This window comes from Acinetobacter sp. V110_1 (genome assembly GCF_031798975.1).
In the GTDB taxonomy this organism is placed as follows: Bacteria; Pseudomonadota; Gammaproteobacteria; order Pseudomonadales; family Moraxellaceae; genus Acinetobacter; species Acinetobacter nosocomialis_A.
In genome coordinates this window covers 317,726-330,178 of sequence record NZ_JAVQNN010000030.1, presented here as the reverse complement: position 1 = coordinate 330,178, position 12,453 = coordinate 317,726, and the positions used below count along the sequence as shown (strand labels likewise).

Annotated in this window: 12 protein-coding genes; 9 read left to right on the top strand and 3 right to left on the bottom strand. The window is 37.0% G+C overall.

Annotated features, from left to right (window positions below; genetic code table 11):
• Positions 1–39: 39 nt before the first annotated feature.
• Positions 40–1,902 carry a multicopper oxidase family protein gene (locus RMA95_RS12515; RefSeq protein ID WP_409187559.1) on the top strand — a complete coding sequence of 621 codons (1,863 nt, stop codon included), beginning with the start codon at positions 40–42 and terminating at the stop codon, positions 1,900–1,902.
• Positions 1,903–1,966: 64 nt separating this feature from the next.
• On the opposite strand, the gene RMA95_RS12510 is transcribed toward RMA95_RS12515, so the two are convergent.
• Positions 1,967–2,599, bottom strand: a complete 633-nt coding sequence (locus RMA95_RS12510) for a TetR/AcrR family transcriptional regulator (RefSeq protein ID WP_311070977.1) — start codon at positions 2,597–2,599, stop codon at positions 1,967–1,969.
• A 166-nt stretch (positions 2,600–2,765) separates the two neighbouring features.
• Here RMA95_RS12510 and RMA95_RS12505 point away from each other — a divergent pair, with 166 nt between their 5' ends.
• Together RMA95_RS12505 and RMA95_RS12500 are read left to right on the top strand one after the other, a co-directional pair.
• Entirely contained in the window at positions 2,766–4,343 is a 1,578-nt protein-coding gene (locus RMA95_RS12505) for an MFS transporter (protein WP_311070976.1), read from the top strand.
• Positions 4,340–5,428, top strand: coding sequence for an HlyD family secretion protein (locus RMA95_RS12500; RefSeq protein ID WP_311070974.1), 1,089 nt, complete (start codon positions 4,340–4,342; stop codon positions 5,426–5,428). The genes RMA95_RS12505 and RMA95_RS12500 overlap by 4 nt, the downstream gene beginning before the upstream one ends.
• 130 nt (positions 5,429–5,558) lie before the next feature.
• Here the strand turns inward: RMA95_RS12500 and RMA95_RS12495 are convergent, their stop codons facing one another.
• A complete protein-coding gene (locus RMA95_RS12495; RefSeq protein WP_311070972.1) occupies positions 5,559–6,290 on the bottom strand; it encodes a GntR family transcriptional regulator in 732 nt (243 codons plus the stop codon).
• 111 nt (positions 6,291–6,401) lie between these two features.
• Here RMA95_RS12495 and RMA95_RS12490 point away from each other — a divergent pair, with 111 nt between their 5' ends.
• The 3 genes from RMA95_RS12490 to RMA95_RS12480 are packed head-to-tail and all read left to right on the top strand — an operon-like array spanning position 6,402 to position 9,861.
• A complete protein-coding gene (locus RMA95_RS12490) occupies positions 6,402–7,691 on the top strand; it encodes an SLC13 family permease (RefSeq protein ID WP_311070970.1) in 1,290 nt (429 codons plus the stop codon).
• 7 nt (positions 7,692–7,698) lie between these two features.
• Positions 7,699–8,511 (top strand): amidohydrolase family protein, encoded by an 813-nt coding sequence (locus RMA95_RS12485; RefSeq protein ID WP_311070968.1) that lies wholly within the window; start codon positions 7,699–7,701, stop codon positions 8,509–8,511.
• A gap of 9 nt (positions 8,512–8,520) precedes the next feature.
• Positions 8,521–9,861, top strand: coding sequence for an MFS transporter (locus RMA95_RS12480; RefSeq protein ID WP_311070965.1), 1,341 nt, complete (start codon positions 8,521–8,523; stop codon positions 9,859–9,861).
• A 195-nt stretch (positions 9,862–10,056) separates the two neighbouring features.
• Here the strand turns inward: RMA95_RS12480 and RMA95_RS12475 are convergent, their stop codons facing one another.
• Entirely contained in the window at positions 10,057–10,197 is a 141-nt protein-coding gene (locus RMA95_RS12475; RefSeq protein WP_016654037.1) for a hypothetical protein, read from the bottom strand.
• A 347-nt stretch (positions 10,198–10,544) separates the two neighbouring features.
• Here RMA95_RS12475 and RMA95_RS12470 point away from each other — a divergent pair, with 347 nt between their 5' ends.
• From RMA95_RS12470 to RMA95_RS12460, 3 genes are read left to right on the top strand one after another with little or no spacing between them, the layout of a single operon-like run.
• Positions 10,545–11,279, top strand: coding sequence for a hypothetical protein (locus RMA95_RS12470; RefSeq protein WP_311070962.1), 735 nt, complete (start codon positions 10,545–10,547; stop codon positions 11,277–11,279).
• 23 nt (positions 11,280–11,302) lie between these two features.
• Complete coding sequence (locus tag RMA95_RS12465; protein ID WP_311070960.1) at positions 11,303–11,836, top strand: PAAR domain-containing protein; 534 nt, start codon at positions 11,303–11,305, stop codon at positions 11,834–11,836.
• Positions 11,837–11,841: 5 nt separating this feature from the next.
• A complete protein-coding gene (locus tag RMA95_RS12460; RefSeq protein ID WP_311070958.1) occupies positions 11,842–12,453 on the top strand; it encodes a hypothetical protein in 612 nt (203 codons plus the stop codon).

Genomic DNA, 12,453 nt, shown 5'->3' with positions numbered 1-12,453 from the left:
AATGATTCTTCTGAACGCATACTAGAAGACCCGCCCCATATGAATGTTACGCGTAAACATGTCGCTTTATTCGCCGTACCCAACCCAACGACTGCATCAACAAATGCACCGCAAATGCAATCTTCAAATGAAGCCTTATTTACTTGGGAACTTAAAAAAACTAAAAATCAACTCTGGAACCCAGCCACAAAAAGTTATGACACAGTCATTTTACGAAGTTACCAAGGCACAGATACACAGCCCAATACGCCATATATTGCACCGACCATTGAAGTCTTTCCCGGTGAAACCGTACGGGCAAATCTAGATAATCAACTGGATATAGACCCAATTACTCACCAGAAACCCACTAAGGATTTAAGCTGTACCAGTGAACATACTGATGTGAATAAACCACATTGTTTTGATGGTACCAACATGCACACGCATGGTTTATGGATTAACCCGGCGGGAAATAGTGATAACGTTTTAGTTTCGATTAATCCGGGCGTTAATTTCCAATATGAGTACAACATACCGCCTGACCATCCAGTCGGAACATTTTGGTATCACCCGCATCGACATGGTTCAACCGCTATTCAAGTTGCAAGTGGTATGGCCGGTGCTTTAATTATTCGTGGATATCGTCAGCCTACCCCAAATAAAACAGGTGATCTCGATTTACTTACCTATGGTTTTAAAGAAAGAACTCTGGTTTTCCAGCAAATTCAATATGCTTGTTATGATGCTAACGGAAACATCAAAACTGATAGCAATGGCAGCTATATTTGCCCAAACAATCAAATTGGTGAAATTAGAGATTATCAGGGCTTTGGCCCCGGTGAGTGGGGAAAATCAGGACGCTATACGAGCATTAATGGTGAAGTTCAACCTTTCATTACCCAAGCTGTAGCTGGGCAAGTCGAACGTTGGAGAATAGTCCATGCAGGTATACGAGACAGTATTAACCTGAGCATTCGGCAAATGCAAAATATCCCTTCTCGACTCGATTTAACACCAACGGGGGAAAAGAAATTATTAAGCGAAAGCTGTACAGGACCAATTGTAAGTCAGCATCTTATTGCAGCAGATGGCTTAACCCTCAAACAGGTTATGGACAAAACAGTCACTGTTTTTCAACCGGGTTACCGTTACGACGCATTAATGCAATTTCCTCAAGAAGGTCGTTATTGCTTAATTGATGAAGCAGCTTCCGCTTCTGCTAACGTGGACCGTGCATTTTCAGAGAGACATTTACTGGGCATTATTCAAGTAGATAAAGCCACTTCAGCACCTCAGTCTTTAACAATGGCGTTAAGCAATAATGCAAAACAAAATATTGCGCCAGATATGCTTCCCGCGGTACTTCAAGATTTACAACAAAATCTAAAACTTAGCCATTTTGTTCCTCATCATGACTTACCAGCTACACCGTATAAACAATTTTTAGAATTTAATATTGATACAAATGCTGATCCAGTTCAGTTTCAGGTCAATGGAAAACCGTATCAACCAGACCGAATTGACCGTACGCTCGAGTTAGGTAAAACCGATGAATGGATACTTACCTCTAAATTGGCCAGCCATCCTTTCCACATTCACGTGAATCCGTTTCAAGTCGTAGCCGTGTATGACCCTAATGGAAAAGATGTCAGTGATATCAACGCCGTTGATGACTACGACAAATCGACTACTCCTGATCCACAATACCGTGGTCTCAAAGGTACATGGAAAGACACCATCTGGGTTAAAAATGTAAAAGGAGCCAGTTATAAAGTCGTTGTCAGAACCAAGTACGAACGCTACATCGGTGACTTTGTATTGCACTGTCATATTTTAGATCATGAAGATCAAGGCATGATGCAAAATATTCGAATTAGCCTTCCAGATGGAAATGGTGGCATCACACAAGGACATCACTAATCCTAAGATTTCATCTTTAGACCTAATCAAAAGGCCGCTTCGCGCGGCCTTAGCTTTATCAATTTTATATAGAACTCTTATTTTCTTGATAATTGATATGTTTTAAAAATAAATCGACAGCATATTCAACCCAAACACTAATTTGTTGGTCTGATATTAAATATTCAGGATGAGTTAAACATTTTAGATGGGCATCACTTCTTAACAGTGATAAAAAGATATTCGCCGCAACTTCCGAAGAAGACGTTAATTTAATTTCTCCTTGTTGAACAAATTTATCAAGATAACCCGCAATCATATTTGCCAACCGTTGTGGCCCCACTTCAAAGAACTTTTCAGATAACTCAGGAAACCTTACTGCTTCTGCAATACAAACCCTAAAAAATGCCAAACCTGAATGCGACAAAATAAAACAAAGGTAGGTTTTCCCAATTTCGGTTAAAGCTGAACGTAAATTTTTAGCTTTTGTCTCGACCGACATAATTTGTTTTTGCATGTTGGAACATTGACGTTCAATAACCGCAGCAAACATTGCTTCTTTATTTTTAAAACAACCGTACATGGTGGCTTTTGAAACACCAGCTTCTTTTTGAATCATATCTGTCGTTGTGCCACTAAAACCGTGGATCAGAAAAAACTTTGTTGCTGCATCCAGAATTTTTTGATCTTTTTCATTGGCTTTAATGCAATCTGACATACGGACCTACAAACATATTTAGCAATTTCATGATTAGTGTAACCCATCGAAAAGTTCAAAATCGAGAATTGACGTAAATTTAATAAGATAGTAGAGTACCGATCGGTACAGTTGAGCTCAATAACTGCTCTATGCAATGAGTTCATTTTAAAATTTAAGGTAAAAGATGAATATACGACCACTCATCGGTTTGGCGGGTGCAATATTTGCAGCAATGACCGTCGAATTTAATAACCGAATTACCAGCATTACTTTGGTCGATATTCGCGGTGCAATGGGCATTAGTGTCGACTCAGGCTATTGGGTCAGCAGCATTTATGCCAGTACCATGATTATTGGAATGATTCTGTCTACCAGTTGGGCCGTTATTTTTTCCATGCGTAGAGTTCTTCTTTTTGCCATCGGACTTTGCCTTGTCTCTAGCGTTTTAATTCCTTTTAGCCCCAATATTGAAATATTTTATTTATTACGAGGCTTACAAGGTCTCGCCAATGGTTTAACCATTCCTTTACTCATGGCCTGTGCACTTAGATTTCTAGGCCCAGAAATCCGTTTATGGGGTTTAGCCTGCTATGCGCTAACAGCAACTTTCTTTCCCAACTTAAGTGCTGCACTCTCTGCATTTTATTTAGATGTGATTGGTTGGAAAATGATATTTTTCCAGACCATTCCTTTTTGTGCGTTAAGTGCTGCGCTGGTTTACTTTGGTATTCCGCAAGATCCGTTAAATTATTCAAGAATAAAAACTTACGATTGGACTGGCGCGATTTTAGCCATTATTGGCTTGGCAAGCTTAAGTACCATGCTTTTACATGGCAATCATTTAGACTGGTTCCATTCAAAATTGATTTGTGTTTTGGCTTTAATCAGTGCCATTACCCTACCTTTATTTTTAATACATGAATGGCGCTATCCAACGCCATTAATTAAACCGCAAATGCTCGAAATACGAAACTTTGCTTACGCTGTTATTGCCCTGTTTTGCTTTGTAATTATTGGCATGTCAACCAGTACATTACCACTCAATTACTTAAGCGCTGTCCATGGTTATAAGCCCACTCAAACCATGTGGATTGGTTTACAAATCGCGGCTCTGCAATTTATCTATATTCCGATTGTCATTAAGATTTTAAACCAAGCTTGGGTCGATAGCCGTTATGTACATGGGTTTGGTTTACTTCTAGTGATGGCTGGCTGCTTAGGTGCAAGCCAACTGGATACCACTTGGAATCAAGATCAGTTTTATTTTTGGCATGCCATTTCATGTTTAGGCCAAACCTGTGTTGTGCTGTCATTGCTCATGATGGGTACAAACAGTGTCCATCCTACTATGGCAATTTACGCCTCACCAATGATTAATACTCCGCGTGCCATTAGCGGTGTACTGGGTGTGTGTATATTGGATTGGGTCAATCGAGTACGTGGTGAATACCATTCAACACGGCTGATTGAAAATACAGCCCAACATGTTTTTCAAAATATTCAAGGCCCTGTGATTAACCCGGTTACTCCACCTGTACTCACAGCAGATGGTGCAAATCGTGTTTCAGGCGGTTTATCTGCCTTAAATTCTGCTATTCAGGCACAACAATCTGTGCTGGTCATTAGTGACCAATATCTGATTTTAGCGGGTCTTACCGCAATTTTATTTATCGTTATGCTGATTTTACCAGTTCGAACTTATCCGCCACGTATTGCTCTCATTAAGTTAATGAATAGTCATAACTCAGGAAAATCTTTATGAGTACTCTAGAAGCCCAAGATCACTCTGCGACCGAGTCAGCCAAATTAACAAAGGTGCAATATCTCAAAAAGCATTGGGTTATGGTTATTGCGTTCATTATTGTTTTAGTCTCTATTTTATGGGTTTTAAAACTTATATTTTTACCATCTTCGACTATTGAAACAGACGATGCACGTGTAGATGTAGAGTACTCAACCATTGCTCCTAAAGTCTCTGGAAATATCGAAGAAATTTATATTAAAGATCATCAGACCGTAAAAAAAGGCCAGCTTTTGGCACGGATTGATGCAAGAGATTATGAAGCTGCTTTAGCTGAAGCAGAATCTAATTATGCTAAAGCGGAAGCTGATCTAAATGAAGCAAAGCTGGCAGTAGAAAGACAACCGACTGTTATTCGAGAAACAGAGGCTCAGCTTAGAAAAGTAGAAGCTGGAATTAAACTCACCAAAGATAATACAGCGCGTTATGAGCAACTACAGGCACTTGGTGCTGAGTCTAGATTAATTACACAACAGTCAAAAACTACATTGACTGAGCAATATGCTGACTTAGACAGCAGTAAAGAAAAAGTTACCGATGCACAGTATCAGCTCAACCAATATAAAATTCAGGTTCAAGCCAAACAAGCTGTTTTAAAACAAGCTCAAGCGGCACTTGATAAAGCAAAGTTGAATTTGAGTTACACAGAAGTTCGAGCACCTATTGATGGCATGATTGGTCAAAAGTCAGCTAACGTAGGTAACTTTGTGAGTGCCGGTAATCCACTCATGGTGGTTGTTCCTTTAGATCAGGTTTATGTAGAAGCAAACTTCCGTGAAATTGAGCTAAAACAAATTAAAATCGGTCAGCCTGTCACTGTCTATGTTGACGCTTACAATGTTGAGCTAAAAGGTATAGTAGACAGCTTCTCTCCATCTACTGGCGCATTTTTCTCTCCGATCTCTGCGACCAATGCGACAGGTAACTTTACCAAGATTGTCCAGCGTTTACCTTTACGAATCAAGCTTATTGAAAACCAAAAAGATATTAAGTTGTTGCGCCCAGGTCTATCTGTTGTAGTTTCTGTGGATACGACTAAAAAATAAGAGCTTTTAAATAAAATCTTTAAAATAATTCAGCCGGTGGGTACTGTGGCTTTGCACTAGCCCACCGGAACCTAAGTCTAACTTCAAACTTCTAATGCAATTTGTATTTATCGAAGTTCATTTCAAAATACTAATTAATCGATATTTCATAATGAAAATTATCGGCCAAACCATAAGACTCACGGTATTCGACTGCCACACCTTCAAGGTTTTTTGCAATACGGCATACCTTAACCAAAGGATCTCCAAGCTTATTATTTAAATGGCTATCTTTAATATTTTTCTCAAAAGTTAACCGTTCTGTTGCAGAAGAAATAAATTGACCACAGTGCTGATAATAAAAAGGATAAAGTAGATTCCCAAACTCAGCGATTGGAATTTCTTCCAGATTTTTAAATAATTGTTCAGGCAACCAAATTCTTTCGCTTAACACAACGGCGTCTTCATCTTTACGGACACGCTCGATATAAAGCAATTTTTCGTTAAGCCCAAGTTCCAGCTCTGCATTCACTTCTGGTATTGCATTACATACTTCTACTTTTTTAATTTGTCCTTGTGGCTGAATGAACTCGCCTTTTTTATTACGCAATCTAAAAAAACGAATAAGTGATTTTTCAAAGTTAGGTTGCTTAAGGAAAGTACCTTTGCCCTGCTGTTTAACTAACAAACCGTCTTCAACTAGTCCTTCAACCGCCTTTCTAACGGTTCCTACCGATACGCTATACATTTGAGCAAGCTCTTGTTCACTTGGAATAGGCTCTTCAACTGTCCATTTTGACTGGATCAGTAGCTTTTGAAGCTCCCAACGGACCTTTTCATATCGTGGCAATTTAAAATTTTTAAATGCAGTCTCATCAAGCATTTGCGTTAAACATTATGAAATCGATTTGACAATATTAGCATAGTTATATGTAATACAAAAAACCAAACATATATATGTTTAGATGTTTATATATTTATCAAGGAAGATAATATGGCTGCATTGATGCTTATAGCTTTAGCCGTATCTATAGGGTTGGGTTATAAAACCAAAATCAATATTGGATTTTTTGCAATAGCATTCGCCTACCTCATTGGCTGCTTTGGGATGGGTTTGAAGCCTTCAGAAGTTATTGAGTTATGGCCTGTCAAAATTTTCTTTATTATTTTATCGGTCACTCTTTTTTATAACTTTGCTCTAGCAAATGGCGCTTTAGAAAAACTTGCCAGCCATCTTTTATATAAATGCCGTAAGTTTCCTCAGTTTTTACCCTTAGCGATTTTTTTTGCAGCAACTATTATCGCAAGTCTAGGGGCTGGTTTTTATACCGTACTCGCATTTATGGCACCCATTACGCTACTGCTTTGTAGAAAGACCAATATGAATATGATTATTGGTGGAATGGCTGCAAATTATGGCGCTTTAGCTGGCGCAAATTTTATGACATCACAAAGCGGCATTATTTTCCGAAGCTTAATGGAAAATACTGGTATTAGCTCACAAACCGCTTTTTCATATAGCAGTGGAATTTTTATTATCACTTTGATTATTCCAATTATGGTGTTGGGAATTTATACACTGTGGAATAGAAAAAGCAGTTCTATCGTTATTGAAGATCAAAAGCCTGAGCCATTCGATCAAAAGCAGAAACAGTCCATCTTCCTTATAGTTTTAATGATGTCGATTGTTTTAGTTTTTCCAATATTGCACCTTGTTTTCCCAGATGCAAAAACCATCAGCTTTTTAAACTCTAAAATTGATATAGCTTTCCTTGCTATTACTTTTTCACTCATCAGTTTACTCATGAAACTTGCCGATGAAAAAAAGGTGGTTGCACTTGTGCCTTGGGGAACACTGATCATGATTTGCGGTGTCGGTATGCTCATCTCATTAGGTGTAAAACTTGGCATTATTACGACACTTTCAGAATGGTTAGCACACAACGTTCCTGTCTGGGTCATTCCATTACTTTTATGTCTGATCAGTGCCGTTATGTCTGTATTTTCAAGCACTCTCGGCGTGGTTGCTCCGACTTTATTCCCCATTGTTCCAGCTCTTGCTTTGAGTTCTGGCCTAAATCCACTAATGCTCTTTATTTGTATTGTGGTTGGCGCGCAATCCACAGCAATTTCTCCTTTCTCGTCTGGCGGTAGCCTCATTATGGCTTCAGCTCCAGCAGACATCGACAAAACTAAATTTTTTAATCAACTGTTATTTAAAGCAATTCCCGTAGGAGTCATTGCCGCTTTAATCGCTATTTTCGCTTTAAAAATTGTAATGTGAGATAAAAATGAACTGTATAGATACACATGCACATGTTTTTTCGGTACAGGACCACAGTATCGAAACAGCGCGCTATATACCTAATTATGATGCAACTGTGCAAGGTTTTATCTCTCATCTTGATCAACACAAATTCACGCATGGTGTTTTAGTTCAACCTAGCTTTTTGGGAACCAATAACCAAACAATGCTAAATGCGATCCAGCAGTACCCTGAGCGGTTAAAAGGGATTGCCGTCGTTCAACATACCACTGCTTTTGACGAGTTAGTACAACTCAAAGAGCAAGGCATCGTTGGTGTTCGTTTAAACCTATTCGGTCTTAACCCTCCTACGTTAAATACGCCTGAATGGCAAATGTTTTTACGAAATGTGGAAAGCCTCAACTGGCAAGTTGAAGTACATGCACCACCGAAATATTTAGTTCAGCTTTTACCTCAATTAAGTGAATACAACTTTGATGTGGTGATTGACCATTTTGGTCGCATTGACCGTATTAAAGGGATTAATGATCCAGATTATCAAAAGTTTTTAAGCTTGCTTAATGTCAAGCAGCACTGGATTAAAGTGTCTGGTTTCTATCGTTTGGGTACTACTCCAAACAACATAAATACTGCCCAACAAGCCTATAACATTTTCAAAGACAAAGGTTTTTTACATAAGCTCGTTTGGGGAAGTGACTGGCCCCATACCCAACATGAATCATATATGACTTATGAAGATGCGATTCATGCCTTTAAAAAAATTGTGTTTGATAAACATGAGCAATGTTTAATTTTAAATCAGAACCCGACCAAGCTGTTTGGTTTCTCACGTACATAAGGAGTATGTATGAAAAATGATATCGCTATATCGGAAGTAGAAAAGTCAACAATCCGTAAACTTTCTTTTCGTATTCTTCCCTTCCTCATTCTTTGTTATTTCATTGCCTATATTGATCGGGTAAATATTGGTTTTGCCGCATTAACCATGAACCAAGAAATTGGTTTAACTGCTACCGCCTTTGGTTTTGGTGCCACCTTATTTTTTATTGCATATGTCATATTTGAAATTCCAAGTAATATCGCCATGGAAAAGCTAGGCGCACGTATCTGGATTGCCAGAATCATGATTACTTGGGGTATTGTCGGTTGCTGTACTGCCTTTATTACTGGCCCTATTTCATATGCAATTTCACGGTTTTTACTCGGCGCTGCCGAAGCTGGATTTTTCCCAGGCGTATTACTGTATTTAACGTTATGGTTCCCTAAACGATATATGGCCCGAATTGTTGCCGTATTTATGGTTGCCATTCCTTTATCTAACTTTATTGGCTCACCTTTATCTGCCTTACTATTAGGCTTACATGGTTTAGTTGGTTTAAGTGGATGGCAAGTTCTTTTAATTTTTGAGGCATTACCTGCAATTTTGCTTGGTATATTGTGTTTAGTTTGGCTTCCAAATACCCCGAATCAAGTAAAATGGTTAAGTTCCGAACAAAGAGAATGGCTATCGAACACCTTAACTTTTGAAAAGAACCAATTATTAAATACTGAAAAACAAGACACTGCCGAGCAGAAAAAAAGTAAGTTTAAGCTTCTAATTACCAATAAATATTTATGGTTCTTCGCGATTATTTATGCAGGAAGTTCAGCAACCAGCAATATTTTATCGTTATGGATGCCTCAGATTTTAAAAGCCTTCCATCTAACTGCCATGCAGACGGGTCTTTTAAATATGATTCCGTTTGGTTTAGCTGCCGCTTTCATGATTGTTTGGGGCGTACATGCCGATAAAAGTGGCAATAAAAGTCTCAACACAGCTATTCCATTGTTTGTGACGAGTTTTGGTTTACTTCTTACTCTTTTCACATCATCTTTAACATTGAGCTTGCTTTTATTCTCACTCGTTTTGATGGGTAACTATGCCATTAAAGGTCCTTTCTGGGCATTGGTTTCTGAACGTTTACCACCTACTTTAGTTGCTGTAGGTATTGCAGCGGTAAATACCATCGCACATGTGGGTACTGGGCTTATGAACTCTATTATGGGTATAGTCAAAGATTATTCGGGTAGTTTCCCTGTGTCACTTTTACCGCTCTGCATTCTGACATTTATTGGCGCCGTGATTGCGTTGTATTTAGGAAGAAAACCGACTTTACCGAAAGCACAGAAGGTCCAAAAAGTGGTTTAGCTTTTAGAAATAAAAAATTTAATCAAAAGAGACCCATTAATGGTCTCTTTTTTATTTATAACAAATATATAGACGCTAAGATGTATCAATATTTTCCTATTCTTATACGAAAACTATAAGTTTGTCTGTCTTTACTCCAACAAAAAAGCCCATCTTCCGATGAGCTTTTTATTTAATTATGGCTATTAATATGTATTAAACTTTAAATTCTGCTATTACAAAGTTTTTTACTATTTCATCAAAATTTGGTTTCAGAAGAGTTGGCTTGCTATCTTTTATAGTTTTATACCAATAACTTGCTGCAACTCCCATGCTAATTAAAGCTAACAATTTCATTGCTCACCTCACTTATTGGGAAGAGTGGACTTCAACTTAACATCCGCGTTTGTAGCGTTCCAATTCGTTTTAGAGAGGTTTCTGTATATTTTTTAAGCAATGTGTATAAAGAAAGCTCACTTTTTTAAGAGCTTTTTCCTTTAACACCACGTATTTATATTAAGAATAATTAATAATCGTCATTAAATTTTAAAATAAATTTAAATTCTTTAAATATTCTTTATTTTAAATAATAAGTAAAAAACCACAAAATACACTTAAAATTTTAAATAAGTCTCATTTTGCTATTGCTGATCTTTATATCATTTGTCAATATAAAGACATTTCAAATATTAATAATTTTTGGTATGTCAAATCAATTAAATAGTTTTGTAGAATTATTAGATAGTCTCGGTTTGCCTGAAGAAATTAAGAAAACTTGTATAATCATAATCGCAGCTATTATAATTTTCTCAATGCTGGTTACAATTTTAGAAAAGATTGGAATTTTCAAACTTTTAAAAATATTTTTTTCTAAAATTTTTTCTGCCCCAAATACGAATGAAGAAGATATTAAGGTTTTAAATGAGCTAATAAACTTTGAGCCATTAAATCTAACCCAGATCAAAAATAAACCATATGCTTTGAATGCTAATTCACTAAAAGAACTAGCTCTTTTAAATAGTTATTTTAAAAGTAATTTAACAGATATATTTACTCTAAGATTTTTATTTACACGCGAAGAACCTAAACGAGCTAAAAGACTTTATTCTTCTAAAATTGATAAATTCATAGAAAAATCTGGAGACAGATATATTCTAAGAAAATGGGTAAATTTCTGGGTAGTATATATTCCATTCTGTATTTGGCTATTCATTTATTGTTATTTAGCATTTATCTTATTAAGAGCCTTATTTTATTCAAAAGAATTTCAAAACCATGAAACCATTGCTTTGTGGTATTACTTCTTAATTGTTGTTGTAGTTCTTGGAACAGGATGGTTAACGAGTTTTCTGCTACGACCTTGGCAAGCCAAAACTTTTACCAAACTTAAAAGTAGTAATCCGAAATTAAGATTACAAAGAAAAAATTATAAAAAATAAACATTTATTTTAGGAATTATTAAATGAAACCAGCTATCGTTATTGGTAATGTTACCGACCATGGTGGAATAGTCAGTACTGGCGATAGTACATATTTAATTGATGGTAAAGCTGCTCATCTGGAAGGAATGACTCACTTCTGTCCCAAGTGCAAAGTTACGGTTACTGCTCTCTCAAGCAGTCCGCTTGTAGTTATTAATGGTCGGTCAATAATTGTTGCAGGTGATAAAGCCAGCTGTGGCGCAACTTTCTTACCAAGTCAAAGTTTATGGGTACGTGATCAGGGCAGTTCCAGTGGCTCTGGAAATTCTAAAACAAACGATAGTTTTGTTCAAAATACAGAAAAAGAAAACAGTGTAATTTTTCAGTTTAATGACCTCAAAACTGGTAAACCATTACCCGATTTTCCATACGAGTTGACCCTTCCAACTGGTGAAAAAATTCAAGGTAAAACAAATAATGCTGGAAAGACTGAACTTGCAGTTACGGGCGTTAAACCTGAACAAGTCAAAATCGAAACCTTAGATCTTTCAGAACCAATGCCACCTCTGGAGTAAGAATTATGGGTAATCAACCAATTACTAAAAATATTCCCCCTAATAGCAAAGCTTGGGATGGTTATCCTTCTAAAGTTGAAAGCTGTAATGTCCCTAAACCATTTTGCTATTTACAATTTGATCGCCCACTTGCAATGCCTTACACCTTTATGATGTCTGCACAACAGTGGGAATATGTTGAAAAAAGAAATAAGTTAGAATTTTTATTAGCTGTTAGATTCGGCATGGAATACGATATTGCTAAATTAAATGAGGATGTTTTGATCTCTACAGGTTTCCATACGGGCATGTATGTTAAGTTTCAAAACTATTTAAGGAAACACTATCAAAAAGATGCTGTTGTATTAATGGGTGTTTTTCAAAGTAATGCTTTTACCACAAGATTTGGAACAACTTTTGCGATTGAAGATTTAGTAGGCCTAAAAGGTGCTATCGATGATTTGAGGATAGACGATATCATGACTGGGGCACATATGATTTCACGAAAAAATGGTCATGCTACACAAATTAATAGAAAGATGTATCGACAAAACTTTAACCAAGACTACAATCCAACTATGTTAAAAACCTTAGCTGCTCAAGGATTGTATCCTGATGAAATCGAAGGAATCTTCTAG

Excerpts from the sequence above, each read along its gene's own strand:
- RMA95_RS12515 (WP_409187559.1), top strand. The coding sequence starts at position 40 with ATGAATGTTACGCGTAAACATGTCGCTTTATTCGCCGTACCCAACCCA.
- RMA95_RS12510 (WP_311070977.1), bottom strand. The coding sequence starts at position 2,599 with ATGTCAGATTGCATTAAAGCCAATGAAAAAGATCAAAAAATTCTGGAT.
- RMA95_RS12505 (WP_311070976.1), top strand. The coding sequence starts at position 2,766 with ATGAATATACGACCACTCATCGGTTTGGCGGGTGCAATATTTGCAGCA.
- RMA95_RS12500 (WP_311070974.1), top strand. The coding sequence starts at position 4,340 with ATGAGTACTCTAGAAGCCCAAGATCACTCTGCGACCGAGTCAGCCAAA.
- RMA95_RS12495 (WP_311070972.1), bottom strand. The coding sequence starts at position 6,290 with ATGCTTGATGAGACTGCATTTAAAAATTTTAAATTGCCACGATATGAA.
- RMA95_RS12490 (WP_311070970.1), top strand. The coding sequence starts at position 6,402 with ATGGCTGCATTGATGCTTATAGCTTTAGCCGTATCTATAGGGTTGGGT.
- RMA95_RS12485 (WP_311070968.1), top strand. The coding sequence starts at position 7,699 with ATGAACTGTATAGATACACATGCACATGTTTTTTCGGTACAGGACCAC.
- RMA95_RS12480 (WP_311070965.1), top strand. The coding sequence starts at position 8,521 with ATGAAAAATGATATCGCTATATCGGAAGTAGAAAAGTCAACAATCCGT.
- RMA95_RS12475 (WP_016654037.1), bottom strand. The coding sequence starts at position 10,197 with ATGAAATTGTTAGCTTTAATTAGCATGGGAGTTGCAGCAAGTTATTGG.
- RMA95_RS12470 (WP_311070962.1), top strand. The coding sequence starts at position 10,545 with ATGTCAAATCAATTAAATAGTTTTGTAGAATTATTAGATAGTCTCGGT.
- RMA95_RS12465 (WP_311070960.1), top strand. The coding sequence starts at position 11,303 with ATGAAACCAGCTATCGTTATTGGTAATGTTACCGACCATGGTGGAATA.
- RMA95_RS12460 (WP_311070958.1), top strand. The coding sequence starts at position 11,842 with ATGGGTAATCAACCAATTACTAAAAATATTCCCCCTAATAGCAAAGCT.